27 protein-coding genes and 1 riboswitch are annotated in these 26,895 nt (G+C 74.5%); of the genes, 13 read left to right on the forward strand and 14 right to left on the reverse strand.

Annotation, left to right across the window (positions count from 1 at the left end; genetic code table 11):
- Nucleotides 1–9: 9 nt before the first annotated feature.
- Entirely contained in the window at nucleotides 10–783 is a 774-nt protein-coding gene (locus tag ACLQ20_RS03425) for a Crp/Fnr family transcriptional regulator (RefSeq protein WP_425854112.1), read from the reverse strand.
- Between the two features lie 230 nt (nucleotides 784–1,013).
- On the reverse strand, nucleotides 1,014–3,122 hold the full coding sequence (locus ACLQ20_RS03430) for a heavy metal translocating P-type ATPase (protein ID WP_425854114.1): 2,109 nt from the start codon (nucleotides 3,120–3,122) through the stop codon (nucleotides 1,014–1,016).
- A gap of 289 nt (nucleotides 3,123–3,411) precedes the next feature.
- Between ACLQ20_RS03430 and ACLQ20_RS03435 the strand changes: the two genes are divergently transcribed.
- On the forward strand, nucleotides 3,412–4,512 hold the full coding sequence (locus tag ACLQ20_RS03435) for a major royal jelly family protein (RefSeq protein WP_225852249.1): 1,101 nt from the start codon (nucleotides 3,412–3,414) through the stop codon (nucleotides 4,510–4,512).
- 68 nt (nucleotides 4,513–4,580) lie between these two features.
- Here ACLQ20_RS03435 and ACLQ20_RS03440 read toward each other — a convergent pair whose 3' ends face one another.
- Nucleotides 4,581–4,988, reverse strand: coding sequence for a four-helix bundle copper-binding protein (locus ACLQ20_RS03440; protein ID WP_225852248.1), 408 nt, complete (start codon nucleotides 4,986–4,988; stop codon nucleotides 4,581–4,583).
- A 177-nt stretch (nucleotides 4,989–5,165) separates the two neighbouring features.
- On the opposite strand from ACLQ20_RS03440, the gene yidD reads away from it, so the two are divergent.
- From yidD to ACLQ20_RS03460, 4 genes are all read left to right on the forward strand, one after another.
- Nucleotides 5,166–5,582, forward strand: a complete 417-nt coding sequence (gene yidD, locus ACLQ20_RS03445; protein ID WP_225852250.1) for a membrane protein insertion efficiency factor YidD — start codon at nucleotides 5,166–5,168, stop codon at nucleotides 5,580–5,582.
- Between the two features lie 9 nt (nucleotides 5,583–5,591).
- Nucleotides 5,592–6,047 carry an ATP-binding protein gene (locus tag ACLQ20_RS03450; RefSeq protein WP_327030354.1) on the forward strand — a complete coding sequence of 152 codons (456 nt, stop codon included), beginning with the start codon at nucleotides 5,592–5,594 and terminating at the stop codon, nucleotides 6,045–6,047.
- 167 nt (nucleotides 6,048–6,214) lie between these two features.
- Nucleotides 6,215–7,048, forward strand: a complete 834-nt coding sequence (locus ACLQ20_RS03455; RefSeq protein WP_151455129.1) for an MEDS domain-containing protein — start codon at nucleotides 6,215–6,217, stop codon at nucleotides 7,046–7,048.
- Nucleotides 7,045–8,004 carry an anti-sigma factor RsbA family regulatory protein gene (locus tag ACLQ20_RS03460; RefSeq protein ID WP_425854116.1) on the forward strand — a complete coding sequence of 320 codons (960 nt, stop codon included), beginning with the start codon at nucleotides 7,045–7,047 and terminating at the stop codon, nucleotides 8,002–8,004. Before ACLQ20_RS03455 ends, ACLQ20_RS03460 begins: the two co-directional genes overlap by 4 nt.
- Here the strand turns inward: ACLQ20_RS03460 and ACLQ20_RS03465 are convergent.
- Together ACLQ20_RS03465 and ACLQ20_RS03470 are read right to left on the reverse strand one after the other, a co-directional pair.
- A complete protein-coding gene (locus ACLQ20_RS03465; protein WP_425854118.1) occupies nucleotides 7,964–8,821 on the reverse strand; it encodes a cytochrome c oxidase assembly protein in 858 nt (285 codons plus the stop codon). The genes ACLQ20_RS03460 and ACLQ20_RS03465 overlap by 41 nt on opposite strands.
- Entirely contained in the window at nucleotides 8,818–9,303 is a 486-nt protein-coding gene (locus ACLQ20_RS03470; protein WP_151455126.1) for a DUF2243 domain-containing protein, read from the reverse strand. Before ACLQ20_RS03470 ends, ACLQ20_RS03465 begins: the two co-directional genes overlap by 4 nt.
- Nucleotides 9,304–9,512: 209 nt before the next feature.
- On the opposite strand from ACLQ20_RS03470, the gene ACLQ20_RS03475 reads away from it, so the two are divergent.
- From ACLQ20_RS03475 to ACLQ20_RS03485, 3 genes are all read left to right on the forward strand, one after another.
- Nucleotides 9,513–10,751 carry a DUF2786 domain-containing protein gene (locus ACLQ20_RS03475; RefSeq protein ID WP_151455125.1) on the forward strand — a complete coding sequence of 413 codons (1,239 nt, stop codon included), beginning with the start codon at nucleotides 9,513–9,515 and terminating at the stop codon, nucleotides 10,749–10,751.
- A 98-nt stretch (nucleotides 10,752–10,849) separates the two neighbouring features.
- Entirely contained in the window at nucleotides 10,850–11,218 is a 369-nt protein-coding gene (locus tag ACLQ20_RS03480) for a YciI family protein (protein WP_151455124.1), read from the forward strand.
- Nucleotides 11,215–12,477 carry an RNA polymerase sigma factor gene (locus tag ACLQ20_RS03485; protein ID WP_425854121.1) on the forward strand — a complete coding sequence of 421 codons (1,263 nt, stop codon included), beginning with the start codon at nucleotides 11,215–11,217 and terminating at the stop codon, nucleotides 12,475–12,477. Before ACLQ20_RS03480 ends, ACLQ20_RS03485 begins: the two co-directional genes overlap by 4 nt.
- A 90-nt stretch (nucleotides 12,478–12,567) precedes the next feature.
- Here the strand turns inward: ACLQ20_RS03485 and ACLQ20_RS03490 are convergent, their stop codons facing one another.
- The 5 genes from ACLQ20_RS03490 to ACLQ20_RS03510 all read right to left on the reverse strand — a co-directional run bounded on the left by ACLQ20_RS03490 (nucleotide 12,568) and on the right by ACLQ20_RS03510 (nucleotide 17,088).
- Nucleotides 12,568–13,065: a hypothetical protein gene (locus ACLQ20_RS03490; RefSeq protein ID WP_151455122.1), complete on the reverse strand. Its 498-nt coding sequence runs from the start codon at nucleotides 13,063–13,065 to the stop codon at nucleotides 12,568–12,570.
- 183 nt (nucleotides 13,066–13,248) lie between these two features.
- Nucleotides 13,249–13,422, reverse strand: coding sequence for a CsbD family protein (locus ACLQ20_RS03495; RefSeq protein WP_151455121.1), 174 nt, complete (start codon nucleotides 13,420–13,422; stop codon nucleotides 13,249–13,251).
- Between the two features lie 164 nt (nucleotides 13,423–13,586).
- Nucleotides 13,587–15,839, reverse strand: a complete 2,253-nt coding sequence (locus tag ACLQ20_RS03500) for a heavy metal translocating P-type ATPase (protein ID WP_425854122.1) — start codon at nucleotides 15,837–15,839, stop codon at nucleotides 13,587–13,589.
- Between the two features lie 8 nt (nucleotides 15,840–15,847).
- Nucleotides 15,848–16,849 carry a hypothetical protein gene (locus ACLQ20_RS03505; protein WP_425854124.1) on the reverse strand — a complete coding sequence of 334 codons (1,002 nt, stop codon included), beginning with the start codon at nucleotides 16,847–16,849 and terminating at the stop codon, nucleotides 15,848–15,850.
- A gap of 29 nt (nucleotides 16,850–16,878) precedes the next feature.
- Nucleotides 16,879–17,088: a heavy-metal-associated domain-containing protein gene (locus tag ACLQ20_RS03510; protein ID WP_151455118.1), complete on the reverse strand. Its 210-nt coding sequence runs from the start codon at nucleotides 17,086–17,088 to the stop codon at nucleotides 16,879–16,881.
- Between the two features lie 150 nt (nucleotides 17,089–17,238).
- Between ACLQ20_RS03510 and ACLQ20_RS03515 the strand changes: the two genes are divergently transcribed.
- The 3 genes from ACLQ20_RS03515 (at nucleotide 17,239) to ACLQ20_RS03525 (ending at nucleotide 20,536) form a co-directional block, all read left to right on the forward strand.
- Nucleotides 17,239–17,541 carry a metal-sensitive transcriptional regulator gene (locus tag ACLQ20_RS03515; protein ID WP_327030345.1) on the forward strand — a complete coding sequence of 101 codons (303 nt, stop codon included), beginning with the start codon at nucleotides 17,239–17,241 and terminating at the stop codon, nucleotides 17,539–17,541.
- 327 nt (nucleotides 17,542–17,868) lie between these two features.
- On the forward strand, nucleotides 17,869–19,218 hold the full coding sequence (locus tag ACLQ20_RS03520) for a YibE/F family protein (RefSeq protein WP_425854127.1): 1,350 nt from the start codon (nucleotides 17,869–17,871) through the stop codon (nucleotides 19,216–19,218).
- 166 nt (nucleotides 19,219–19,384) lie between these two features.
- A riboswitch (cyclic di-AMP (ydaO/yuaA leader) is annotated at nucleotides 19,385–19,516 on the forward strand.
- A gap of 3 nt (nucleotides 19,517–19,519) precedes the next feature.
- Complete coding sequence (locus ACLQ20_RS03525) at nucleotides 19,520–20,536, forward strand: coiled-coil domain-containing protein (protein ID WP_151457617.1); 1,017 nt, start codon at nucleotides 19,520–19,522, stop codon at nucleotides 20,534–20,536.
- 127 nt (nucleotides 20,537–20,663) lie between these two features.
- Here the strand turns inward: ACLQ20_RS03525 and ACLQ20_RS03530 are convergent, their stop codons facing one another.
- A complete protein-coding gene (locus ACLQ20_RS03530; RefSeq protein WP_151457618.1) occupies nucleotides 20,664–21,416 on the reverse strand; it encodes a carbonic anhydrase in 753 nt (250 codons plus the stop codon).
- A gap of 210 nt (nucleotides 21,417–21,626) precedes the next feature.
- Here ACLQ20_RS03530 and ACLQ20_RS03535 point away from each other — a divergent pair, with 210 nt between their 5' ends.
- Together ACLQ20_RS03535 and mycP are read left to right on the forward strand one after the other, a co-directional pair.
- Nucleotides 21,627–21,968, forward strand: a complete 342-nt coding sequence (locus ACLQ20_RS03535) for a helix-turn-helix transcriptional regulator (protein WP_151457619.1) — start codon at nucleotides 21,627–21,629, stop codon at nucleotides 21,966–21,968.
- Nucleotides 21,969–22,022: 54 nt separating this feature from the next.
- Nucleotides 22,023–23,270, forward strand: a complete 1,248-nt coding sequence (gene mycP / locus ACLQ20_RS03540; RefSeq protein ID WP_425854129.1) for a type VII secretion-associated serine protease mycosin — start codon at nucleotides 22,023–22,025, stop codon at nucleotides 23,268–23,270.
- Between the two features lie 87 nt (nucleotides 23,271–23,357).
- Here the strand turns inward: mycP and ACLQ20_RS03545 are convergent, their stop codons facing one another.
- From ACLQ20_RS03545 to ACLQ20_RS03555, 3 genes are read right to left on the reverse strand one after another with little or no spacing between them, the layout of a single operon-like run.
- On the reverse strand, nucleotides 23,358–24,683 hold the full coding sequence (locus tag ACLQ20_RS03545) for a WXG100 family type VII secretion target (protein WP_425854130.1): 1,326 nt from the start codon (nucleotides 24,681–24,683) through the stop codon (nucleotides 23,358–23,360).
- A gap of 16 nt (nucleotides 24,684–24,699) precedes the next feature.
- Nucleotides 24,700–25,260: a hypothetical protein gene (locus ACLQ20_RS03550; protein WP_132231850.1), complete on the reverse strand. Its 561-nt coding sequence runs from the start codon at nucleotides 25,258–25,260 to the stop codon at nucleotides 24,700–24,702.
- Between the two features lie 33 nt (nucleotides 25,261–25,293).
- Nucleotides 25,294–26,814, reverse strand: coding sequence for a S8 family serine peptidase (locus tag ACLQ20_RS03555; RefSeq protein WP_425854132.1), 1,521 nt, complete (start codon nucleotides 26,812–26,814; stop codon nucleotides 25,294–25,296).
- Between the last annotated feature and the right edge of the window lie 81 nt (nucleotides 26,815–26,895).

Below are 26,895 nucleotides of genomic sequence, written 5' to 3' on the forward strand. Positions count from 1 at the left end.
CAATCCGTCTCAGTGCGGGATCTCGTCACACATCTCCGCCGCCCGCCGCAGGCCCGCCAGATCAGTGATCACCATTCGTCGGTATCCGCGGACGACGAGACCGTCCTTGTTCAGGCCGTGCAGCACCTTCTCGGCGGTGCGCAGCGCGACACCGGCAAGGGACGCCAACTCGGCCTGAGTCAGGGCCACGCCCAGGTCCCAGCCGTCGGCTGCCCGGTGGCCGTAGATCCGCCCGATCTCCAGGATGATCCGGCTGAGCCGCACCCCGGCGGGGCGGGTGGTGATGTCCACCCGTCGACTGTTGGACCAGCGCAGCCGCTCGCTCATCATGCGCATGAGTTCCAGCGCCGCATCCGGGTACGAGCCGATGAACGCCGTCAATTCGGCACGGCTGATGATCCGGGCGCGGGTTTCCACGGACGTGACCACGCTGGCGGAGCGGGGTCGCCGCTCCAGCGCCGCCATCTCTCCGACCATGTCACCGGAGACCCGCACCGCGAGCATCGATTCCTGGTCCGCCTCCGTTGTGGTGACCTTGACGATGCCGGAGAGCAGAAGATAAACGTGACTGTCACGGTCACCCTGCCGGATGATCACACGGTCAGGCGGGAACAATACGCCGGTCCCGATTCCCAACAGTGCTCGGCTCGTCGTCGGATTCATCCGGCCGAGGAGCGTCGCCCTCGGCCAGGCCCGGAATTGCGCCTGCCCATTGCCCGGCCCGTTCAACGCGCCTCCGAATTGTTCCCGCACGCCCCATGCGAAGCGCAGTCCAGAAGACATGAGAGCAGCAGGAACAGTCAAGAGCACGATCGACGTACGCCACCTGGACCTTCACGCCAGATCAGCCTCGGTCGGTCGGAGCGAAATGGTGGCGGACGGGCCGGCAGATCAGGCGTTACGTCGGCGACTCCCCACGGCCGTATCATAACGAGCGACGTTGCCGGAGATCATCGGCAGCCGATCGAATGGCCGGTGACGGATAAATGACGGTTCCCGCTGCTGTCCGCTCGTCACCCCTCGACGGGACGCAGACGCACGCGGCGCAGCAGTTGGGCGTTGAGCGCCACCACGATCGTCGAGGCGGACATCAGGATGGCCCCGACCGCCGGGCTGAGCGTCACCCCGGCCCAGGCCAGCACGCCCGCGGCCAGCGGAAGGGCGACGACGTTGTAGCCGGCCGCCCAGCCCAGGTTCTGGATCATCTTGCGGTACGAGGCCCGCGACAGCCGGATCACGCCGGTGACGCCCCGCGGGTCGGACGAGGCGAGCACCACCCCGGCGGACTCGATCGCCACGTCGGTGCCGGCGCCGATGGCGATGCCCACGTCGGCCCGGGCCAGCGCGGGGGCGTCGTTCACCCCGTCGCCGACCATCGCCACCCGCAGCCCGCGCCGTTGCAGGTCGGCCACGGCGTCGTCCTTGTCGGCGGGCAGCACCTCGGCGAACACCTCGTCGACGCCGGGACGGAACCCGAGGTCGGCGGCGACCGCCTCGGCGACCGGACGGGCGTCCCCGGTGATCATGACGATCTTGCCGACGCCCTGCTCCCGCAGCTCGGCGATCGCCTCGCGGGCCTCGGGACGGACCTGGTCCTCCAGCGCCAGGGCGCCGAGGACGGTGGCCGTGTCGCCGTCGAGGCGCAGCAGGTGCAGCACCGCCGCGCCCCGGCGCGACCACTCGCCCTGCCGGTCGGCCAGGTCGTCCGGCGTCCGCGCGCCCAGCTCGCGGAGCAGGGCGGGACCCCCGACGGCGTACGCCGTGCCGTCGACCTCGGCGCGGACGCCGCGCCCGGTCAGCGAGCGGAACCCCGTCGCCCGCCGGGCCACGCCGCGCCCGGCCCCGGCGGTCACGATGGCCCGGGCCAGCGGATGCTCGCTGTCCGCCTCCACCGCCGCCGCCAGGGCGAGCACCTCGTCCTCGCTGCCGTTCCCCGTGGCCGCCACCCCCGACACCACGTGCTCGCCCCGGGTCAGGGTGCCGGTCTTGTCGAACAGCACCGCGTCGACCGTGCGCATCCGCTCCAGCGCCAACCGGTCCTTGACCAGGATCCCGCCCCTGGCCGCCACGGCGGTCGACAGCGCGATCACCAGCGGGATGGCCAGGCCCAGCGCGTGCGGGCAGGCGATCACCAGCACGGTGACGGTACGCACCACGGCCCCGCCGAGGTCGCCGAGCACGGCCCAGGTCACCAGGGTCGCCAGGGCCACCACGGTCGCGACGTAGAACAGCCAGGCGGCGAAGCGGTCGGCGAGCACCTGCGCGCGACCGCTGGACTGCTGGGCCTGGGCCACCAGGCGCTGGATGCCGGCCAGCGCGGTGTCCTCGCCGACCGCCTCGACGCGCACCCGGACCGCCGCGTCGGTGGCCACCGTGCCGGCGACCACCCGGTCCCCGACGCCCCGGGAGACCGGCCGCGACTCGCCGGTCACCATGGACTCGTCCAGCTCGGCGCCGCCCTCGACGATCCGGCCGTCGGCCGGCACCCGCGCACCGGGCCGGACCAGCACCAGGTCGTCGACCCGCAGGTCCGCCACGGACACCCGCTCGACCCCACCGTCCGCCGCCACCCGCTCGGCGTCGTCGGGCAGCAGCGCCGCCAGGGCGGACAGCGCGCCCTGCGCCTGCCCGATGGCCTTCATCTCCTGCCAGTGCCCGAGCAGCATAATCGTGACCAGGGCGGCGAGTTCCCACCAGAAGTCCAGGTCGAAGACGCCGAGCGCGGTGGCCGCCGAGGCGACGTACGCCACCGTGATGGCCATCGCGATGAGCAGCATCATGCCGGGCGCCCGGTCGCGCACCTCCCGCACGGCCCCGGCCAGGAACGGCCAGCCGCCGTAGAGGAAGACGACGGTGCCGAGGACCGGGCCGACCCATGCCATGCCCGGGAACTCCAGCCGGTAGCCGAACCAGTCCATCACCATCTCGCTGGTCAGGACGATCGGCACGGTGAGCGCCAGGCTCAGCCAGAACTTCCGGCGGAACATCTCCGGGTCGTGCCCGGCGTGCTTGTCGTGCCCGGCGTGCCCGCCCGCGCCGTGGGCGTGCTGGCCGGCGTGCGTGTCGGAGGCACCCGTCGCGCGGGGCGGGTGGCCGTCGTGGTGGTGCGTCTCGTGGGGCATCTGCGCCTCCTCCCGACCCACGATATACCCCCTCCGGGTATACGTCGTCGGATCTCTTCGAGAAGCCGGCCCCGGGGCCCGCGCCTCCCCGGCGATCCCGCACGGCAGCCCCGGGTTTGGCTGACCCCCGGCGGGTCACCTGGGAGAGGCGGGCGGAGGGTTTGCGGCGGTGGGCGCCGGGAAGCCCGACGGTCGAACCCGCGCGAGAGGGAGATGACGCCATGCACGTGCTCCATGAGGATCCGCGTCGGGTGAGGGACGAGGCCGCGCCGCGTCCCGGGGGCGCGTCGTGAGCGGGCCGGTCGCCGCCGAGCCGGTCGGCGAGCTGGAACTCGTCCACGCCTTCACCGGCCCGATGCCCACCGGCGTGAGCGTCTCGCACACCGGCCGGATCTTCGTCAACTTCCCGAAGTGGGGCGACGAGGTGCCCGCCACGGTGGTCGAACTGCGCGACGGCCGCGAGGTGCCCTTCCCCGACGAACGGTGGAACAGCCCGTCGGGCGACGACGACGCGGAGGCGTTCGTGTCGGTGCAGAGCGTCGTCGTCGACCCCGCCGACCGGCTCTGGGTCCTCGACACCGGCAGCCCGATGTTCCGCCCCACCACGCCCGGCGGCCCGAAACTGGTCCGCGTCGACCTGGACACCGACACCGTCGCCCAGGTGATCACCTTCCCGACCGACGTCGCCCTGCCCAGCACCTACCTCAACGACGTGCGCTTCGACCTGCGCCGCGGCGAGGCGGGCACCGCCTACATCACCGACTCCTCCGACTCCGGCCCGAACGGGATCATCGTGGTGGACCTGGCCAGCGGCGCGTCCTGGCGGCGGCTGCACGACCATCCGTCCACGAAGGCCGAGCCGCTGGAGACGTTCCGGCCCGTGGTCGAGGGCCGGCCGTTCCTGGAGCGCCCCGCCGACGGGCCGCCGAAGCCGGTGACGATGGGCGCGGACGGCATCGCCATCTCCGCCGACGGGTCCCGGCTCCACTACTGCCCGCTCGCCTCCCGCCGCTGGTACAGCGTGTCCACCGACGCGCTCACCGACCGCTCGACGGCCGACGACCAGGTCGCCGCGTCGGTGGTGGACGAGGGCGACAAGGGCGGCGCCTCCGACGGCCTGGAGACCGACGACGCCGGCCGGCTCTACCTCACGTCGTACGAGCACGACGCGGTGCTGCGCCGCCTCCCCGACGGCGGATACGAGACCGTGGCCCACGACCCGCGGCTGCTGTGGCCCGACACCATGTCCGTGGCGAGCGACGGGCACCTGTACGTGACCGCCAACCAGTTGCACCGCCAGGCGAAGTACCAGCGCGGGCAGGACCTCCGGCGCAAGCCGTACGCCCTGTTCCGCATCCGGATCGACGCCGGCCCGGTCCGGCTGCGCTGACCATCGCCGCTGACGGCACGGCGCCGGCACCCCACGCGGGATGCCGGCGCCGTGTCCTCCGGGGACGGTCAGCTCATGGTGGCGAGCAGGTCCCGGCAGGCCCGCTCGCACGCGCGGCAGGCCTCGGCGCAGATCCGGCAGTGCTCGTGCATGCCCGCGTGGCCGGCGCACTCGTCGCCGCAGGACTTGCAGGCGGTGGCGCACGCCTCCAGCAGCGTGCGGGTGATGTTGGCGTCGTAACCGGTGTGCCGGGACAGCACCCGGGCGGTCGTCGTGCAGATGTCCGCGCAGTCCAGGTTCGTCCGTACGCACTTCGTCAGCTCGGCGACCATGTCCTCGCTCAGACAGGCGTCGGCGCAGGCGGTGCACGCCTGGGCGCAGGTGTTGAGCGCCTCGACGACGGCGGCCAGCTTGGCCCGGTCCAGGTTGATCGACTTCGGGTACGTCTCGAGCATCGGCATCGTGGTGCTTGGCACGGCGTTCTCCTCTCGGTCATTGCCTGAGCACTACCCGCGACCGACGCCCGGCATGCGGCCGCCGGCGGTACCGGTCGATACCGTCCGGGTCGACACCGCTTCCGGGTCCCACCGGCCGGTCGGCTCCGGGGGGCGACAACGCGTCGGGCGTCGCGTTGGCCGATGATCGGGACCGTGATGTTCAGACGCCTCCGGGAGACGGCCCGCGAGAACCGCCGGCAGCAACGGCTCATGTCGAAGTCGAAGAACCCCGACGGCTGCTGCGACTGCTGCGACCTGGGACTGTTCTCGACCCTGCTGACGCTCGGCGCGGCGACGGCGGCGGCGACCCGGGCGCCGGTGCTGGACCGGGCGGGGGTGGCGGCGATCCGGGGCTACCGCCGGTGGCTGTCGCCGCACTGGCCGGGACGGTGCCGCTTCACGCCGACCTGCGGGGCGTACGGGTTGACGGCGGTGGAACGGCACGGGTTGGCGGTGGGCGGACGGATGGCCGCCGAGCGGGTGCGTCGCTGCCGCCCGGGGGTGCCCCGGGGCACCCACGATCCGGTGCGCCGACCGATGAGCCCTGGAGTGAGCCGGCCGGAGATCGGGTAGAACGAGACCATGGGCCAGCTGAGCAGTTCCACACCCCCGCCGCAGGCCGTTGAGCTGCGGCGGTGGACGTTGCAGGAGGCGGTGGACCTGCGTGCCCTGCGGGCGTCCCTGCACGAGGAACTGACCGGCGACGTGCTCGGGGAGGGCGAGGCCCTGGAGGAGGTTCCCGAGCTCGTCGCGCTGATCGCCACGGAGCTGGCGACGAACGCCCTGCGCCACGGGATCCCGCCGACCATCGTCCGGCTGCTCGCGACCGACGACTGCCTCATCCTCGACGTCGCCGACCACGACCTGGGGTCCCTGCCGCAGCTCGCCGAGGCCCGGCCCGTCGGCGACGGCGGGCGCGGCCTGGAGCTGGCCCGCGCCCTCTCCCTCGACGTCGGCTGGTACGCCACGGGCACCACCAAGAACATCTGGGCGTCCTTTCCCCGCACCGAGCGCCTCAGTGGCGCGCGGAGCGCCTGACCGGGCACCGGCCGGCGCGGCGGCGCAGCCCCCGGGGGCGGAACGGCCGGCCGGCCCACCGTCGGGCGGCGAACCGGTCGAAAGCGTCCGCCCCCGGCGTCCCGGCAGGTCGCGGACCCGGTGCCCGTTCCGAGGCGGCCTACACTGGTCAGCGTGAGGCGACCAGCATGATCAACAGCGAACGGCGGACCGCGCCGGGCAGTCACATCTGCTGGTCGTACGACGACCTGGAATCCCTCGCCGACCAGGCGGAGCGCCACCTTGCCGCGGGCCTCGCGGCCGGCGAGCGCTTCTGGTACGTGACACCGCGCCCCTCGGACCTGGTGGCCGAGCGGCTGCACGCGCTGCCGAGTTTCACCGACGCGGAGCGCCGGGGCGCCGCCGCGGTGGTCCCCCTGGTCTCGACCTACTCGCCCGACCAGGTCGTCGACCCGGCGGCGCAGGTCGCCGCCTACGCGGCCGCCACGGACGAGGCGCTGGCCGCCGGCCACACCGGGCTACGCGTGGTCGCGGAGGCCACCGAACTCGTCCGCACCCCGGCCCAGCTCGACGTCTTCACCCGCTACGAGCACCAGATCGACCGCTACATGCGCACCCGGCCGTTCAAGGCCATGTGCGCCTACCACCGGGTGAAGCTGGGCGACCGGGCGGTCACCGAGCTGGCCTGCATGCACCCGCAGACCAACGTCGAGGACCTGCTGTTCCAGTTGTACGCCGTGGCGCCCGCCGACGGGCACGCCGCGCTCGCCGGCGAGCTGGACATGTCGAACCACGACCTGTTCCGCACCGCCCTGGACCGCGCCGACCTGCGGCCCACCGACGGTGAGCTGGTGCTGTCGGCGGCCGGCCTGCGTTTCGTGGACCACCGCGCCCTGACCCACCTGGCCGAGTACGCGCACCGCCGCGGCGCGACCGCCGTGCTGCGCACCCCCCGCTCGGCCGCGGCCCGCCTGGTGGAGCTGCTGGACCTGCCCGGCGTGCGGGTGGAGGTCACGCCATGAGGACGGGTGCGGCCGCCCAGCACCACGGCTACTACCACGAGGCCGTGCGCTACGACTCCGACGACGAGCTGCTCGCCGTGGCGGTGCCGTTCCTGCTCGGCGGCGTCGAGGCGGGCGAGCCGACCTTCGTGGCCCTGGGCGAGCGCACCGGCGGGCTGGTCCGCTCGGCGCTGCCGGCCGGTTCCGGGGTCGAGTTCCTGCCCGGCGGCGACGTCTACGCCCGGCCCGCCGCCGCCATCCGCTCCTACCGCCAGCTCCTCGCCGAGCAGGTGGCCGCCGGCGCCGGGCAGATCCGGATCATCGGTGAGGTGCCCTCGGTCTCGTTCGGCGCGACCTGGGACTGGTGGGCCCGCTACGAGTCGGCGATAAACCACGCGTACGACGACTTCCCGCTGTGGAGCATGTGCGCGTACGACACCCGGATCACGCCGCCGGAGGTGCTGGCGGACGTGGCCCGGACGCACCCCCGGTTCGCCACCCCCGACGGGCGGCACGTGCCCAGCCCGACCTGGACGCCGCCGAGGGAATTCCTGCGGCAGGGCCCCCGGGTCGTGCCCGACCCTCTCCAGGCGCAGCCGCCGGCCGTGGAGCTGACGGACCCGACGGCGGCCGAGGCGCGCGCCGCCGTGCACAAGGCCGACCAGGGCCAGGTGCCGGACGACGACGTGGAGGATCTGGTCGTCGCGGTGAGCGAGATCGTCACCAACGCGCTGCGCCACGGCAGGCCGCCGGTCCGACTGCGCGTGTGGGCCGGCGTCGACCGCATCGTGGCGACGGTCAGCGACGGCGGCGACGGGCCGGGCGACCCGTTCTGCGGGCTGCTCCCCGTGTCCGACGGCACACCCGGCGGGCTCGGCCTCTGGATCACCTACCAGTCCTGCAACCACGTCACCTGGCAGCGCGACGACACCGGGTTCACGCTCCGGCTGACGGCCGGGAAGGCGTACACCGGCTGACCGGGACGGCCTCACCTCCGGGCGGGCCCGCGCCGGCGGAGGGTGCCGGTCGGCGGGGCCGGCGCCGGTGGTACCAGGCCGCGAAGAGGGCGGTGGCGAGCAGCAGTTCGGCGACGTCGCCGCCGTAGTACATGAACCGGGCCGCCGCGCGCAGCGCGTCGACGTCCCGCTCGGGCAGCCCGGGCGGCAGGGTGGCGGCGTGCGCGTAGAGGTACTTGGCCAACACGGCGTGCCCGGCCCCCGCCGCGAGCAGGGCGCCAACCCGCACCGCCGGGCCCGGCCGGCGCGGCGCCGGGTCCGGGCCGGCCACCGACCAGGCGAACAGGTAGCCGGCGACCACGTAGTGCACGTGCAGGGCGTGGTGCAGCACCGGGTTCCGCTCGGCCGCCGCGTAGAGCGGCGTGAGCAGCACCAGCGCCAGCCCGCCGGTGGTGAGCAGCGCCGCCGTCACCGGATGGGCGAGCACGTGCACCGGCCGGGCCCGCAGGAACCGGCCCACCCGGCGGCCGGCCGCCGGCGGCACGACCCGCAGCAGCAGGGTCACCGGGGCGCCGAGGGCCAGCGCGAGCGGCGCGACCATGCCCAGCAGCACATGCTGGGCCATGTGCACGCGCGGGTCGCCGGGCCCGCCCGCCAGCGGGCCGAGGGCGACCGCGAGCACCCCGCAGCCGGCCAGCCAGGCGACCGTACGCCGGCGACGCCAGCCGCGCCCGTCCCGGGACACGGCCAGCAGGTAGCCGGCGGCGAGCAACGCGACCGCCGCGAGCGGCAGCGGGGCGGGCCCCGCGGCGGCACCGGTGTGCGCGAGCGCCGTCACCGGGCGTCGCGGCCGGAGCGGGACCGCACCCGCCAGGTCACCCACGCGCCGAGCAGCAGCAGCGCCACCGCCGCCACGTTCCACACCACGTCGTACGGGAGCAGGTGCACCCCGTAGCGGATCTGGTGCAGCCGCAGCACCTTGTGGTCGACGATCCCGTCGAAGAGCTGGAACGCCCCCGCGCCGAGCAGGAACCCGCCCCAGGCGGCCCGGGGCACCAGGGCGCCCCGGCGGCGCAGGTCGGCGAACCAGAAGAAGCCGCCGACCAGGGCGAGCAGCTCGGCCGAGTGCAGCAGCCCGTCGGAGAGCAGCCCGACGGAGAGGGTGGACCGGTCGTAGAAGTGGTGCCAGCCGAGGATCTGGTGGAAGACGATCTCGTCGACGGCGGCCATCACCGCCACCCCGATGACCGCGGCGGCGAGGACCGACCGGCGAAGATCAGGTGCGCCGGAGCCGTTGCCCGAAAACCGCGATCCCGCCATCTCACCACCTCGCATCGCTCGCCACCCCCGAACTACCCAGGACCGGCCGAACCATGCGGAAGTTCCCCGTTGACGGGACGGCCAGGCCGGGGCCTTCCGGTGGCACGGGTCACGACCGGCGGACGGCGCGCGGACCCGGCGGTACCTTCGGCGGGCGGGCGACGATCGTTTCCCGGCGCGGAAGAAGCAGACCCCAGGAGGACACGGCCGTGCCGGACGCCGAGGAACTGGTCAACGACGCGCTCGCGGCGGTACGCGGCACCGACGTACGCCTCGCGGAGCGGCAGCTGGACCGGCTGATGATCGGGACGGGCGCCGCGGACGGCGCGGCGGCGGTGGACGCCGCGCTCCTGCGCCGCCTGGCGCGGGGCGTGGGGCGGCTGGCCCAGCACGGCTGGCAGCCGGTGGACCTCGGCCGGCTCGCCGCCCGCCGGCTCGACCCCCGGGCGGCCGGGCTGGTCACCGACGCGCTCGCCGCGCAGCGCCGCGAGCTGACCGACCCGGTGCCGCCGTGGTGGGACGACCAGCTGCGCGACCTGGGCGCCGGGGTGTGGTGGGACGCCGACGAGAGCCACCTGGCCGCCTGGTCCACCCGCGTCGGGTGCGACCGGTTCACCGCGCTGCGGGCGGCGGTCGACGCGCTGGCCCTGGTCGAGGGGCTCCCGCCGATCGCCGTGCTGCGCCCGCCGCCCGGCGCGCCCGGGACGGCCGTCGCGCGCGGCGGGTCGGGCAGCGGCTCCCGGATGCTCGACCGGGTGCGGGCGCTGCTGGCCAAGGCGGAGTCGACCACCTACCCGGCCGAGGCGGAGGCGCTGACCGGCAAGGCCCAGGAGCTGATCGCCCGGCACAGCATCGACCAGGCGCTGCTGGCGGGCGTCGCCGAGCCCGCCGACCGGCCCGGCGGGATGCGCCTCGGCACCGAGCCCCCGTACGCGGGCGCGAAGGCGCTGCTGGCGCAGGAGGTGGCGGCGGCGAACCGCTGCGAGGCCGTCTGGTCCGACGACCTCGGCTTCACCACGGTGCTGGGCTGGCCGGCCGACCTGGAGGCGGTCGAGCTGCTCTACACCTCGCTGCTGGTGCAGGCCACCACGGCGATGCTGCGCGGCCGGGGGGAACGGCGGGCCAGGAGCACCGGCCGGCGGACCCGGGACTACGACGAGTCCTTCCTCAACGCCTTCGCGCTGCGGATCGGCGAGCGGCTGCGGGCCGCCACCGACGCGGCCGACCGGGAGGCGACGGCGCAGGCCGGGCCGGAACGGCTGCTGCCGGTGCTCGCCACCCGCGCCGAGGCGGTACGCGAACGCCTCGACACGCTCTTCCCCGGCGTCGTCCGGGGGCGGCTCACGGTGCGCGACGCCGAGGGCTGGTCGTCGGGCACCTCCGCCGCCGACCGCGCCTCGCTCGGCGCCGGCCCCGCCCCGAAGCGCCAGGTACGCGGCCGGCGCTGAGATTCCGTACCGCCGGCTGTCGGAACCGGCGGGTCGGCTCCGACCCCTCACCGGAAACGCGCCACCATGGGCTCGGCCGAGGAAACGAGGAGCACCCGATGAAGTACATGCTGCTGATCTGGAACCGCCCGGGGTTCGTGGACGGGCTGTCGGAGCAGGAGCGCAGCGCGCTCTTCGGCGAGGTCGACGAGCTGATGCGGGAACTGACCGAGTCGGGCGAGTTCCTCGGCGGCCAGGCCCTGGCCGACCCGTCGCAGGCGCGTACGGTCCGGCTGGCCGGGGACCGGCCGGAGGTGACCGACGGGCCGTACATGGAGAGCAAGGAACAGTTCGCCGGCTACCTGATGGTCGACTGCGACAGTCCCGAGCGGGCCGCCGAGATCGCCGCCAGCTGGCCGGACGTGCGGCGGGGCTTCGGCGTGCTGGAGGTGCGGGCGATCATGGATGAGGCCGGGACGGAAATGTGAGCGGAGGCCACCTGGAGGACCTGCTGCGCGACCTGGCGCCGCAGGTCCTCGGCCTGCTCGTCCGCCGGCACGGCCAGTTCGACGCCGCCGAGGACGCCGTGCAGGAGGCGCTGCTCGCCGCCGCCGTGCAGTGGCCGCGACAGGGCGTGCCGGACAACCCTCGGGCCTGGTTGCTCACCGTCGCCACGCGCCGGCTGGCCGACGAGTGGCGCAGCGAGCGTGCCCGACGCAACCGGGAGGCCGCGCTGGCCGCCCGCGAGCCGGCGTACGCGCCGGCCGTCGACGAACAGTCACCGGCAGGGGACGACACCCTGGCCCTGCTGTTCCTCTGCTGCCATCCGGCGCTGGCCCGGTCGGCCCAGGTCGCGCTGACGCTACGGGCGGTCGGCGGCCTCACCACCGCGCAGATCGCGAGGGCGTACCTCGTGCCCGAGGCGACGATGAGCCAGCGCATCCGCCGGGCCAAGCAGCGGATCGAGGCCGCCGGGGCGCGGTTCACGATGCCCGCCCCCGGGGACCGGGACGAGCGGCTACGGGCCGTGCTCCAGGTGCTCTACCTGATCTTCAACGAGGGGTACACCGCGTCCAGCGGGCCGGACCTGCACCGGGCCGACCTGACCACCGAGGCGATCCGGCTGGCCCGGCTGGTGCACCGGCTGCTCCCGGACGACGGCGAGGTGACCGGGCTGCTCGCGTTGATGCTGCTCACCGACGCGCACCGGGCCGCCCGCACCGGGCCGGCCGGGGAGCTGGTCCCGCTCGCCGAGCAGGACCGCGACCGCTGGGACCACGAGGCCATCGGCGAGGGGACCGCGCTGGTCACCGAGGCGTTGACCTGGTCACCGCCCGGCCCGTACCAGCTCCAGGCGGCGATCGCCGCCGTGCACGCCGAGGCCCCGTCCGCCGGACGCACCGACTGGCGACAGATCCTGGCGCTCTACCGGCTGCTCGCCCGGACCGCCCCGAGCCCGATGGTCACCCTGAACCAGGCCGTCGCGGTGGCCATGGTGGACGGTCCCCGCGCCGGCCTGGCCCTGCTCGCCCCGCTCGACGACGACGACCGCACGGCCGGGCACCATCGGCTCGCCGCCGTCCGCGCCCACCTGCTGGAGCTGGCCGGCGAACCGGAGCGGGCCCGGGCGGCGTACCTGGCTGCGGCCCGGGGGACGACGAGCCTGCCGGAGCAGCGCTACCTGGAGTTGCGGGCCGCCCGGCTGACGGGGACCGACGAGTCCCGGCGGCTGCGGGAGCCGCACTGACGGACGCCGGCCGGCGTGCGGCACGGGGGTGCATGCCGACCGGAGTCCCGGGTCAGGTGTCGACGACGCCGGGCGACGTGCCCGTCGGCCTCAGGCGCGGCACTCGCGGGTCAGCTTCGGGGGGATCGCGGTGAAGGTGGAGTCCATCCAGGCGGCCGGCCGGGACGCCCGGGAACCGGCGTCGATCCGGTCGGCGGTGTCCTGGATCAGGGCGCGGATCTCCGGGTCGGCGGCGCGGCGGGCCTGCGCGCGTACGTCGTCCGCCAGCCCCGCCAGGTTGCGCCGGAGCTGGTCGGCGACCTGCTCACCGGTCAGGTCGCGGGGGACCGAGGCCGCCGAGTCGGTGGCGATCCGCCGGCTGCCGGCGAGGATGAGCTGGTCGACCTCGCGGCAGACCTCGACGGTGTTGGCGGCGGTCGTGGCGACCGGGGAGGGGCTCGGGGCGGCGCTCGCCGGGGCCGTCGGGCTCGGCGGGGCCGCGCCGGTCCGGGCGGTCTCCTCCCGCGCGGTGTCCTGGCATCCCACGGCCAGCACCCCGAGCGCCACCGTGGCGGCGGCGCGGCGCGCGTAGACGACGGATCGGGACACGGGACCTCCCGTTCGGGGTCTCGGCCTTCCCGGGGGTGACGGCACGGGTGCGGCCGGCGCCGGGCGGCGGGACGTCGACCTGCCAACGAGTGGCGCCTGCCGGGGGAAACGTCCGCCGGACGCGCCAGTACGCCCTCCGCCGGGTCGGCTGGTGACCGATCCGGCGGAGGGCGCGTACGCGGGTCAGCTCTTGAAGGCGTCCTTGATCTTCTCGCCGGCCTGCTTGAGCTTGGCGCTGGCCTGGTCGTTGCGCCCCTCGGCCTCGAGCCGTTCGTTGTCGGTGGCCCGGCCGGCGCCTTCCTTCAGCTTGCCGGCCGCATCCTCGGTCGTGTTGTTGACCTTGTCTTCGAAACCCATGTCGACCTCCCGATTGGCGGTGCCGGTACGCCCCTCGAATACCCCGCACCGCCAGCGTCCAACCGTCCGGTCGCCCACCGCCGACGGCCGGCGGGCCGCCGGGCCCGCCACGACCGGTGCCGCCGGCCCTTGACGGACGGGGCCGGCGGCACGGTGCGCAGGGGTCAGGAGACCGGGCGGAAGCCCCGCAGCCGGAGGCTGTTGGCGACCACGAAGACCGAGGAGAAGGCCATCGCGGCGCCGGCGATCATCGGGTTCAGCAGGCCAGCGGCGGCCAGCGGCAGGGCCGCCACGTTGTAGGCGAAGGCCCAGAACAGGTTGCCCTTGATGATGCCGAGGGTGCGCCGGGCGAGCCGGATCGCGTCCACGGCGGCCATCAGGTCACCCCGGACCAGGGTCAGGTCGGACGCCTCGATCGCCACGTCCGTGCCGGTGCCCATGGCCAGGCCGAGGTCGGCCTGGGCCAGCGCGGCGGCGTCGTTGACCCCGTCGCCGACCATCGCCACCACCCGACCCTCGTCCTGGAGCCGCCGCACGACGTCGACCTTGTCGGCGGGCAGCACCTCGGCGACCACCTCGTCGATGCCCAACTCGGCGGCCACCGCGTGGGCGACGGTGGTGTTGTCGCCGGTCAGCAGCACCGGCGTCAGGCCGAGCGCGCGCAGCTGTGCGATCGCCGCCCGGCTCGTCGGTCGGACCACGTCGGCCACCGCGAGGACCCCGCGGGCCCGACCGTCCCAGCCGGCCAGCACCGCCGTCCGTCCCTGGGCCTCCGCCGTGGCCGCCGCCCGCGCGACCTCCTCCGGTACGTCGAGGCCGTGCTCGCGCAGCAGCCGGGGCCGACCGATCAACACCTCCCGGCCGTCGACCGTCCCGCTCACGCCGAGCCCCTCGGCGTTGGCGAAACCGGTCACCGGCGGCAGCACGCCCGCCTCGGCCGCCCCGGCGGCGACGGCCCGGGCGATCGGGTGCTCGGACGCGGACTCCAGCGCCCCGGCGAGCCGCAGCAGCTCCGCGCGGTCCTCGCCGGCCGCCGGGACCACGTCCACAAGCGTCATCCGACCGGTGGTGACGGTGCCGGTCTTGTCCAGCACGACCGTGTCGACCTGCTTCGTGGACTCCAGCACCTCCGGCCCCTTTATCAGGACGCCGAGCTGCGCGCCCCGGCCGGTGCCGACCAGCAGGGCGGTCGGCGTGGCCAGCCCGAGGGCGCACGGGCAGGCGATGATCAGCACCGCCACGGCGGCGGTGAACGCGGCGGTGCCGCCCGACCCGTTGCCGAGCCACCAGCCGAGGGTGCCCACCGCGAGGGCGATCACGATCGGCACGAAGACGCCGGAGATCCGGTCGGCCAGCCGCTGCACCGCCGCCTTGCCGGTCTGCGCCTGCTCGACCAGCCGGGCCATCTGGGCCAGTTGGGTGTCGCCGCCGATGCGGGTGGCGGTGACCACCAGCCGGCCGCCCGCGTTGACGGTCGCGCCGACCACGGGCTCGCCCGGGCCGACCTCGACCGGGACGGACTCGCCGGTGAGCATGCTGGCGTCGACCGCCGAGGTGCCCTCGTCGACCACGCCGTCCGTGGCGATCTTCTCACCGGGCCGCACGACGAACCGGTCCCCCACCACGAGCTGGTCCACCGGGATCCGGGTCTCCGTGCCGCCGCGCAGCACGGCGACGTCCTTGGCGCCGAGTTCGAGCAGGGCCCGCAGGGCCGCGCCGGCGGTCCGCTTCGCCCGCGCCTCGAAGTAGCGGCCGGCGAGGATGAACACGGTCACCCCGGCCGCCGCCTCCAGGTAGATGTTGCCGGCGCCGTCGGAGCGGTTGATGGCGAGACTGAACGGGTGGGTCATCCCCGGCGTACCGGCGGTGCCGAGGAAGAGCGCCCAGACCGACCAGCCGAACGCCGCCAGGGTGCCGAGCGAGACCAGGGTGTCCATGGTCGCCGCGCCGTGCCGCAGGTTGATGAAGGCCGCCCGGTGGAAGGGCAGCCCGCCATAGGCCACGACCGGGGCGGCCAGGGTGAGCGACAGCCACTGCCAGAAGTCGAACTGCCAGGCGGGCACCATCGCCAGCACGATCACCGGCACGGTGAGCACGGCCGAGACCCACAGCCGGGTACGCAGGCCGCGCAGCTCGTCCACCGGCTCGGCGGCCGGTTCGCCGCCGGCGGGCGTGGGCGGGGGCGGCAGGGCCGCCGTGTAGCCGGTCTTCTCCACCGTGGCGATCAGCTCGTCCGGGGTGACCTCGTCGGCGTACCGGACGGTGGCCTTCTCCGTGGCGTAGTTGACGGTGGCGGTCACCCCGTCCATCCGGTTCAGCTTCTTCTCGATCCGGGCCGCGCAGGAGGCGCAGGTCATACCGCCGATTGCCAGCTCGATCTGGTTCGGCGCCGTCAGCAAGGGCTTGGTGGTCATCATGCTTCCCGTCAGTCGTGCCCGTGACCGGGGACGCCGTGGCCGGCGCCGGCGGTCGGGGAGCTCGTGGCGGCGGGCGTGCCCGCCGTCGGGGAGCTGGTCGCCGCCGGGGCACCCGGCGCGGTCGGAGGGCTGGTGGCGACGATGGTGAACTCGGCGGTACGCACCACGCCGCCGTGCTTGAAGTCCAGGTAGAGGCGGTAGGCGCCGGCCGACGGCATCTCCGCCGAGAAGCTCACCTCGGGGCCGGGCCGCGTCCGCCCGTCGCCCGGCTCGCCGTGCGGGTGCACGTGCAGGTAAGCCAGGTCGCCCTGGCGCAGCGCCACCAGGTGGCCGTACGCGCCCAGGTAGGGCTCCAGGTCGGTGACCGGGGCGCCGGCGCGGCTCACGGTCAGGGTCAGCTCGGCGGTGCGGCCGGGCTCCGGGGCGCCGGCGAGCGTCACCGTGTAGCCGTCGACCGTGGTGCTGGTCGCCGGGGCGGGCAGGGGCCGCCCGGTCAGCGCGCCGGGGACGGTCACGTCGACGCCGAGCGTCAGCGCCTCGCCCCCCGTCGGGGTGAAGTCGGCGAACGCCCGCCAGACGCCGGGCCCGGCGAGCGGCGAGTCGACCCGCCAGGTGCCGTCCGGTGCCATCTCGGGGTGCACGTGCCGGAAACCGGAGAGGTCGCGGCGGGCCACGATCAGGTGCATGCGCTTGTCGTGCGCCACGTCGTACGCGGTCACCGCCCCGCCGTCCGGGCCGGTGACCTGGAAGGCGAACTGCCCGGCCGGGGCGTCCACCGGGCGCAGGGTGTAGCCGCGGTCGGAGACGAGCAGGCCGCCGGGCAGGTGCGCCGCCGCGCCATTGTCGCCCCCGTGTCCGGCTCCGCCGTCCTCGCCGTGCCCCCCGCCGGCCTCGTGCGGGGCCTCGGCGGGCGGCGCCACGGGGTCGGCCACCCGGCCGACCCCGTACGTCGCGCCGAACACCACCGCGAGGCCGAGGGCGAAACCGCTCAGCTTCGTCGCCGTGTTCATGGTGTGCCTCGTTTTCCCCGTGCCCGATCTCAGGCGCCGACGAGGTCGTAACCGGCCTCGTCGACGGCGGAGCGCACGGTGTCGGTTTCCAACGGACCCTCGCTGGTGACGGTGACCCGACCGGCGGCGACGTCGACCTGGACGTCGCTGACGCCCTGGATCGCGCCGACCTCGGTGCTGACCGCAGTGGCGCAGTGCCCGCAGGTCATGCCCTGCACCTGGTACGTCGTGGTGATCATCGAACTCTCCTCTCGCCGCCCCCAGCCTATACCCCCCGGGGGTAAATCGGAGGCGGACCGGTGCCCGTGCCTTGTACCGGTACCCGGTGGGGGTATCCCGGCCAGGAACGAACGTACCATACCCCCGAGGGGTACGGTATCCTCGACCCCATGACCACACCGACGCCCACCCCGACCAGGGGTTACACCGCCAGCAAGGATCAGCTGCTCGCGCGGCTGCGCCGCGTCGAGGGGCAGGTCCGTGGCATCGAGAAGATGGTCGACGAGGATCGCTACTGCATCGACGTGCTCACCCAGATCTCCGCGATCCAGGCCGCCCTGGACAAGGTCGCGCTGGGCCTGCTCGACGGGCACGCCCGGCACTGCATGCGCGAGGGCGCGGCCGAGGGCCGCGCCGACGAGATGGCCACCGAGATGATGGCCGCCGTCGGCCGCCTGATGAAGCGCGGCTGACCCGCCCCGGCACCCGACCCCGCGAGGCGCGGCCCCACGGCGACGCCACACCTCCGACACCACACCTCCGACACCACCCGCACGACCTGCGCCCGGATGCCGGGGTGGCTACCATTCGGCCGGTGGCCCTCCGGATTCCGCACCGCCCGCCCCGCGCGCCCCGCCGGGCGGCGGCACCGCCCGCCCGCGACCGGACGGGGGCCCAGGACCGCGGTACGTGACCGCACCGCCACGCGGAAGCGATCCCCGTCCCGGCCACGCGGCGACGGGTGAACCGACCGGCCCCGCCGGCACGTACCCCGCCCTGGATTCGTAGGGAGACACTCGATGGGCGCCGACCACACCCGTCCCGCTCCGTCCGCCCCGCCGAGGGTGCGGCGGATCCTCGTCGCGACGGTGGTGCCCCTCTTCGTCGCCACGCTGATCGCCGCCCTGGTGCTGTGGCCGTGGAACGCGCCCGACCCGGCGACCGGCACCGACGCGCCCCGCTACCACGGCACGGTGACCCGGGTGGTGACGGAGCCGTGCCCGCCCGCCCCGGAGACCCCGGAGGGGAGCCCCGACGCGCCACAGGGCCCCTGCGGCACGGTCACCGTACGGGTGCAGGACGGCCCCGACGCCGGCCAGCAGGTGGAGACGCCGGTGCCCGTGGGCCCCGGCGCGCCGACCGTCGCCGTGGACGACGAGATCATCCTGGTCGAGCTCACCGACCCCGCCGACCCCACGGCCAGCACCTACAACATCGCCGAGCACCAGCGCGGCAAGCCGCTGGTCTGGCTGGTGGCGCTCTTCGCGGCCGCCATCGTCGCCTTCGGGCGGTGGCGTGGGCTGGCCGCGCTGGGCGGCCTGGCGGCGAGCTTCGCCATCCTGCTGACCTTCGTGCTGCCGGGCATCAGCGCCGGGAACCCGCCCCTGCTGGTCGCGGTCGTCGGCGCCGCTCTGATCATGTTCGTGGTGCTCTACCTGACCCACGGCGTGACGGCGCAGACCTCGGTCGCCGTGCTCGGCACGCTGGGCAGCCTGGTGCTGACCGGTGTCCTCGGCACGATCGCCACCGCCGCGACCCACCTGACCGGGTTCGGCTCCGAGGACGCCACCACGCTGTCGATGTACCAGGCCGACGTCGACCTGCACGGGCTGCTGCTGGCCGGGATCATCATCGGCTCCCTCGGCGTGCTGGACGACGTCACGGTGACCCAGGCCGCCACGGTCACCGAGCTGGCGCACGCCAACCCCGGGCTGTCCCGGACGCAGCTCTACCGGGCGGCGACCCGGGTCGGCCGGGCGCACATCGCCTCGACGGTGAACACCATCGTGCTGGCGTACGCCGGCGCCTCCCTGCCGGTGCTGCTCCTGCTGACCGCCGACTCGCGGGCGGTGACCCAACTTCTCACCAGCGAGTTCCTCGCCCAGGAGATCGTCCGCAGCGCGGTCGCCACCCTGGGTCTGATCGCCGCCGTGCCGCTGACCACCGCGCTGGCGGCCCTGGTGACCACGGCCGGCCGACGCGGCGGGGACGCGACCGACCGCGCCGCCACCGCGCCCGCGCCGACGCCCCGGCCGGCCACCGAACGGTCCGAGGCGCTGGAGGCCCTCAGCGGGCCGCGCGGGGACACGCCGTCCGCCGCTCCCGCCGGATGGCCCGATGGGCACAGAAGTACGGACACCGCATGGTGACGCTCCTCAGCGTGACCGAACAGGACGTTCGTCCTGATAAATGCGTCACTGGTCACCGTCCGCCATTACGAAATAACGCATTTAGTCGGCTTAGGGACGTAGATCCCCGGGAGCGTTCTCGGGTAACCTCGCTGCCGGTCACCGCCGAAGGCGCGCAGCGGCGCCTGCGGTGCCGCCGCCCAATCGCCGCGAGGCGAACCGGGGACCCAGGTACGTGGGGTGAATCCGCGACAGCGGTAGGGGCCACTTCCGCCCCGAACCCGTCAGCTAACCCGGTCGGCGGTCGACGGAAGGGAAAACTGTGACGGCACCCCTACGCCGCTGGCTGACGCCCGTGGTGGCCGTACTCGCCGCTCTGGCGGTCTTCGCCGGGCCTCTCCCGGCGGCGGCCGCGCCCACCCCGCCCAAGCCCTCCGGGCACGGGGACGACGAGCCCAAGCTGCTCGACGACCTCATCGAGGCCCGGAACCGGTCCTACGTGCAGGCCAAGGCGAAGCTGGCGAAGTCGAAGAAGCGCCAGCTCGAACTGGCCCTGGAGGTCTCCCGGGCGCAGGCCGAACTGAACGCGCTGGCTCCCCAGGTCAGCCAGATCGCCGCCCAGTCCTACCGCACCGGGCGGATCGGCGCGGTGTCCATGCTGCTGGACACCGCCAGCCCCGACTCGTTCGTCAAGCGCGCCGCCGCCCTCGACGAGCTCAACCTGGTCAACTCCAAGAAGCTCGCCGAGGTGAACGCGGTCAAGGACCGCGCCGAGCAGGCCAAGCTGGCGCTCGACACCGAGGTCCGCGAACAGCAGAAGCTGACGAACGAGATGGCGCGCGGCAAGCGGGAGGCGGAGAAGGCGCTCGCGCTGGTCGGCGGCAGAGGGCTGACCAGCGGCAAGGTGGTCGCCACCTCGCCGGTGGCGAAGATCGCGCCGGGGCGGGCGGCCGACGGCGACTGGACGCCGCTGTCACCCACCGAGGCCGACCCCACCACCTCCGGCCGCATCACCGCGCGCACCCTGCACATGTACAAGGAGGTCAAGCGGGCCGGCTTCAACCGGTTCGTCGGCTGTTACCGCCCCGGCGGGCCCTACGAGCACCCGAAGGGCCGGGCCTGCGACTGGTCGCTGCAGAAGAGCGGCTTCTCCCCCTGGCACAACGACGACACCTACATGTACGGCAACAACCTGACCGCGTTCCTGGTCCGCAACGCCGACCGGCTCGGCGTCTACTACGTGATCTGGAACAGACAGATCTGGTTCCCGGCGACGGGCTGGAGCTCCTACAGCGGTCCGTCGAACCACACCGACCACGTCCACGTGTCCCTCTGGTAGACACGCACGCGCGCGGCACAGCCGAGAGCGCGGACAGGGCCGCCCCGCCGAACGCGGGGCGGCCCTGTTTCGTCGTACGGACCCGCCCGCCAGGGCGGTGACAGGCGGGCGGTGGGTGGGTGGTTGTTCAGGCGAGCGCGGCGCTGGCCGCCGCCTCCGGCGCGTCGGCCGCAGCGGCGGGCACCTCGGCCACCGTCCGCACCTCGCCGGCGGTCAGCCGGTACGACATGCCGACCACCCCGCAACGGCCGGCGGCCACCTCCGCGGCGAGGACGGCGGAGCGGCCCAGCATCGCCTCGACGGTGTGCGCGATGTGGATGTCGACGATCCCGTCGATGTCGTCCACGCCCTCGGCGGCGGCCCGGCGCAGGCTGGGCACCACGGCGTCCACCACGGCGCACAGGTGCCCGACCGGCGGGGTGCCGGTGGCGGCCGCCGTACGCGCCGCCTGGACGGCCCCGCAGGAGTCGTGCCCGAGCACCACCACCAGCGGCGTGCCCAGGACCGTGACGGCGTACTCCACGCTGCCCAGCACCTCGGGACCGATGGTGTGCCCGGCGGTGCGGACCACGAAGAGGTCACCGAGGCCGCGGTCGAAGATGATCTCGGCGGCGAGCCGGGAGTCGGAGCAACCGACGATCACCGCGAAGGGGTGCTGCCCGTCGGCGACCGCGGCGCGGTGCCCGGCGTCCTGGTTGGGGTGGCGCGGGGCGCCGGTCACGAACCGCCGGTTACCGGCGTGCAGCTCGGCGAGCGCCTGCTCGGGACTCGCGGGGACGGCGAACGCGGTGCCGACGTCGGCCGGGGTCCCGCCCGTGGCCGGCGCCGGGAGCGTCCGCTCCGGGCCCGGTTGGGTTCCTGGCGATCCGGGACGACTCATCCCACACCTCGCTACCTCACGTGAACGGCCTGGTCACCCGGGCCGACGCTGGACGCGGGCTGCCACCACCGTCACACGCACTGCAAGATACGTCAAGGGATGCGTGATATGCATTTCATATGTCCGGCGGCCCGGTGCGACGGCGGCCGGGCCTCCGCGCGTCCCTCGGCCGCGAGGGCGCGCAGGAAAACACGAAGCAGGGGCCATACGATGGCGGGCATGGCGACGACAGGGGAGAACGGGAGCACCCGCAACTGGACCTTCCTCACCAACCACGGGCACGTGCTGCTCGCCATCGCCCGCAACCCCACCGCCCGGCTCCGCGACGTCGCCGACGAGGTGGGCGTCACCGAGCGGGCCGCGCAGGCGATCGTCGCCGACCTGGAGGCCGGCGGCTACCTGAACCGCACCCGGGTGGGCCGACGCAACGAGTACACGCTCAACCCCGCCGGGCGGTTCCGACACCCCGCCGAAGCGGACCGGCAGGTCGGCGCCCTCCTCGCCCTCTTCGCCGACGACCAGGAGCCGGCCGAGGCCAGCGAGCGTTCCTGACGAGGGGTCCGGGCGGCGGCACGCCGCTCCGGCCCTCGGCGGTAATCTCACCGCGTGCGCGAGAGTTTCCGACCGGGCGGGACCGGGCCGGCCCGCCGAGGCGGGCGCGGTGCCCGCGCGGTCCTCGGTGGAGCGGCCGCGGTCCTGCTCGGCACCGCCGTCATCGCCCCGTCGCCCGCCTCGGCGGCGGTCCCCCGCTGCGGGCCCCCCGGCGTCGCCGCCCCCGCCGAGACGCCGTGGCCGCTGAGGAGACTCGAACCCTCGTCGGCCTGGCGGATCTCCCGGGGCGCCGGCATCACGGTGGCGGTCATCGACTCCGGCGTCTCCGCCCTCCATCCCGCCCTGAAGGGCCAGGTCAAGGCGGGCCGGGACTTCAACGGCCTGCCGCAGCAGCAGGGCCGCTGCGACCTCGCCGGCCACGGCACCATCGTCGGCGGCATCATCGCCGGGAAGGAGGGCACCGGCGCGTCGTTCAGCGGCATCGCGCCGCAGGCCAGGATCCTCCCGGTACGCGTCCTGCCCGACACCAGGACCACCGCCGACGAGGGGCTGCCGGGGCAGATCGCCGAGGCGATCCGCTGGTCGGTGCAGAACGGCGCCGACGTGATCAACCTGTCGCTGGTGACCCTGGACCGGCAGGACCTCGCCGACGCCGTCCGCTACGCCCTCGACGAGGGGGTGGTCGTGGTGGCCGCCGCCGGCAACCGCCAGGAGAACCAGCAGGACAGGCCCGCGTTCCCGGCTGCCTACCCGGGAGTGATCGCGGTCGCCGGGGTGGACGAGGAAGGCGGTCACGTGGGCAGCTCGGTCAGCGGGGACTACGTCGACCTCGCGGCACCCGGGCTGAACATCCTCGGCCCGGCCCCCGGGGGCGAGGGCTTCCTCGCCGAGCCGCAGGGCGGCACCAGCTTCGCCGCCGCGTACGTCTCCGGGGTGGCCGCGCTGGTCCGGGCCGCCCACCCCGACCTCAATCCGGAGCAGGTCGCCGACCGGCTGATCCGGACGGCCGACAGCCCGCCCGAGGGGAAGAACGCCGAGGTCGGCCACGGGGTGGTGAACCCGTACCGGGCGGTGGCGACCGTGCTCGGCACCCGTACCGACCCGCCGGCCGGCGCGATGCCGGCACCGCCCTCCACCGAGGACCCGCTCGCCTGGCAGGGCACCGTCGCGGTCTGGGCCGCCGTCGTCGGCGCGCTCGTCGCCGCGCTGCTGCTGTCCGTCAAACCGATCCTGATCCGCGGGCGACGCCGGGGCTGGCGCCCGGGCCGCCGCCCGTCCGCAACGGACGCCACGACCGGCTGACGCCCTTCTCCCGCACCACCCCGATCCCGCCCGGACAACGTCGAGCGCCGCCCACCGGTGCGGTGGACGGCGCTCGGCGTGACTCCGTCAGCGCAGGATGCCCGGCGTACCGCCGCCGTCCGCACCCCAGACGTCCTCGTCCTCCTCCAGCCAGGTGTTGCGAGGGGTCTCCTCCTCGCCGTAGCCGGCGCCCATGCCGGCCATGCCACCGACGCCCCGCGCGCCCGCACCGACGCCCTTGGCGCCCACGCCGGCGGCACCCGCGCGCCCGCCGCCACGGCCGGCCCCACCGGCCGCACCGCCCATCATCGGGCCCATGCCACCCGCACCGAGCTTGCCACCAGCGCCGAGCTTGCCACCAGCGCCGCGGCCGCCACCGCGATTGGCGCCGGCCGCGCCGCCGCCCATCATCGGGCCCATGTTGGGGCTCACCGGCCGGCCGAGCGAGCCGCCGCCCGGGATGAGACCCCCGCCGCCCAGCCCGCCACCGCCACCGCCGCCGAGCCCGGTGGTGCCGGGCAGGCCGCCGCCACCGCCACCGCCGCCGAGCGCGGGGACCGTCGGGGCACCGGCACCGGCCAGACCGCTGCCGTAGTCGTCGGCGAGGCTGCCCGTGCTCGGGTCGTAGCCACCGTTGGGGTCGTAACCACCGCTCGGGTCGTAGCCGCCAGTGGTCAGGCCGGGGTGCGCGGTGGAGCCGATCCCGGTGGTCCCGGTCTCGGGCACGCCGGCCCCGCTGAGCGACGGCATGCCACCGCCCGGCATGCCACCGGTCGAGGGCATCCCGCCCATGCTGGGCGCGCCGCCGGTGCTGCCGGCGCCGGGGCCGCCGCCGAGGTCCGGGGTCTGCACGTCCGGCGACTGGGTGGTGCCCGGCGTGGTCTGGCCGGGCGTGCCCGAGTCGATGGTCACGTATTCGCCGCTGACCTGGTTGTAGACCTTGGCCGCCTCGTCGGACTTGTCGTTGAGCCAGTCGGCGAGCGAGGTGAGCGGGTCGAGCAGGCCCAGGAAGTCGGGCTTGACCTTCATCTCGAAGAGGCCCGTGTCGATCACGATGCGGCCGTTGCGCGCCTCCAGCACGTCGTTGACGCAGCTCGCGGGGATGGGGAACTCGGCCTGCGCGGCGCTCAGCTTGTCGGCGGCGGTCTTCAGCGACTGGACGATGCCGTTGTGCTTCTCGGCGTCGTCGACGACCCGGCCCGTGTCCGTGGCGATCTGCTTGACGTGGGTCTTGAAGGACTCGTACGCCGGGCCCTTCCAGACCTCACCGAGATCGGCGACGTTCGTCTCCAGGCTCTCCTTGACGGAGTTCAGGTTCTTCAGCAGCTGCTCCCAGCCCAGGGCGGCGCTGGTGACGTCGCCCGGCCTGCCCGCGACGACGATCTGCTGGCACATCTCTTCCCAGCTCGGCATCCTGTCACCCTCCCGATCAGCCGTTGGATCCGTTGGTGGCGGCTTGGCTGAAGGCGCGCTCCATCTCGGCGGCGGACATGGCGTTCGCCTTCTCCGCCGTCTCGTAGTTCTCCTTGACCTCGCGCAGCGCGTTGGCGGCCTGGTAGAGGTCCTCGGCGAGCTTGCGGACGCTCTGCTGCGTGGTGGTGAAGAGGCTGCCGTGCTTGCGGGCCAGGTCGCCCGCCCGGTCGAAGGCGCCGAGCGGGCTCGTCGCCCCGCCCCCCACGCCGTTCATGCCACCCGACGCCGCCGCGCCGCCCATCCGGTCCTGGATCTCGACCATCGTGTACGACTGCTTGTTGAGAAACGAGGCGTGCGACTCCAACCACTCGATGGCCTTGTCCAGGCTGGACGCGTCCCACTCCGTGTTGTCGCCGCTCTCGCCCGACCCCGGCACCAGGCCGGAGGGGGTCTGCGCCCGGTTGACGTTGTCCATCGTGATGCCGCTGACATGCACGGTGGGTGCCAGCGGGGTGATGGGCATGTATGGGGTGTCCACCCGGATCTCCTCCGGCTGGTCCGTCCTATCGTCCGTCATCGGTTCCTCCCCGTCGCCGACTGACAATGTGGCTTACTGCTGGTGTCCGCCGGGGGCCGGCGGGGGTGGTGCCGGCGGCGCACCGTACGGGTGGGTTCCGCCGGTGGGCGTCGGGCCGTACCCGGGCGGGGGTCCCGCCTGGGGCGGTGCGGGCGTGCCCGGTGCCCCGCCGGGCGGCGGATAGCCGGGCGCGCCGAACTGCGGGTTGCCGTGCGATCCTCCCGGGGCGCCGCCGGCCGGCGGGTGGCCGGGGGGCGGCGGGTAACCGGACGGACCGGCCTGCGGATAGCCCGGCGGCGGATAGCCGGGCGGGCCGCCGGGCGGCGGGTAACCCGGCGGGCCGGGCCGGGCGACGGCCGCCTTCCGGCGGGACCGGCGCACCAGCACGATCACGAGGATCAGCAACGCGACGGGCACGAGCAGGCAGAGCGCCCCCTGCACCAGCGCGCCGGTGTCCTTCTTCATGCTGATCGACACCGCCGGCCCGTCGTCCTTCTGCGGCGTGGCCGCGCCCGCGGACGGGGCGGCGCCGTCCGGGGCGCCGCCGAGCAGCGGGTGCGCGTCGACCGCCGGCACCGATCGCGTCAGCGCGGCGAGCGGGTCGACCGCGCCGAAGCCGTGCTGACTGTCGCGGCCGGCCGGGCCCAGGTCGCGGGCGGTGCGGATCAGCCGGTTCACCACGTTGGCCGCGTCCAGGTCCGGGTACTTGGCGCGGACCAGCGCCGCCACCCCGGAGGTGATGGCGGCGGCGTCGCTCGTGCCGCTGCCGATGCCGTAACCGTTGGACGACACGGACGCGGACCGGGGAGAGATGATCTCCTGCATCGGCGCGGCGAGCACGGCCTCCCGACCGGTGGCGCTCTGCGCGAAGAACTCGCCGTTCTTCGCCAGCCCGGTCACCGCGATGACGCCGGGGATGTTGGCGGGGCTGGTGACGACGCGGTCGTTCTGCAGCCGGTTGCCGGCCGAGGCGATCAGCACGACGTCCTTGTCCAGGGCGTAGCGGACGGCGGCGATCTCGTCGGGGGTCGCCGCCGTGCCCGTCCCGACGGACATGTTGATCACGTCGGCGCCGGCGTCGGCCGCCCAGCGGATGCCCTTCGAGAGGTCCGCCGAATCGAAGGAGTCGCCCATCGCGACGGGCAGGATCTTCGCCTCCGGGGCGATGCCCAGGTGCCGCATCGCGCCACCGCCCCGGGACGCGATGATCCCGGCCATCGCCGAACCGTGGGCCTTCCTGGCGTCGTCGTCGCGGCGACCGTCGGCCGCCGTCCCGGAACCGATGCCCTTGCCCGGCAGGACCTGACCGCGCAGGTCCGGCAGGTTGGGGTTGACCCCGGTGTCGATGACCGCGACGGTCACGCCCCTGCCCTTGGTGAGCTTGTGGGCCTGCGGGATCTTCAGGGTGTCGAGGTACCACTGGAGGCCGCGCACCGTGTCGGCGCGGGCCGGGGCCGGCGCGGCCAGTGGACCGGAACCGGCGCCGACGACGACCACCGCCAGCGCCGCGACGGCCAGCCGGAGCTTGGACCGCGAAGGCTTGCCCGCACGCATGATTCTCCCAGGACCTATCGGCGCACAACGCGACGCGGCTCCGGCCCGGTCGAACCGGACCGGAGCCGCGTCGGCGACTGT

The sequence above is a fragment of the Micromonospora sp. DT46 genome (assembly GCF_049841735.1).
GTDB lineage: Bacteria > Actinomycetota > Actinomycetes > Mycobacteriales > Micromonosporaceae > Micromonospora > Micromonospora reichwaldensis.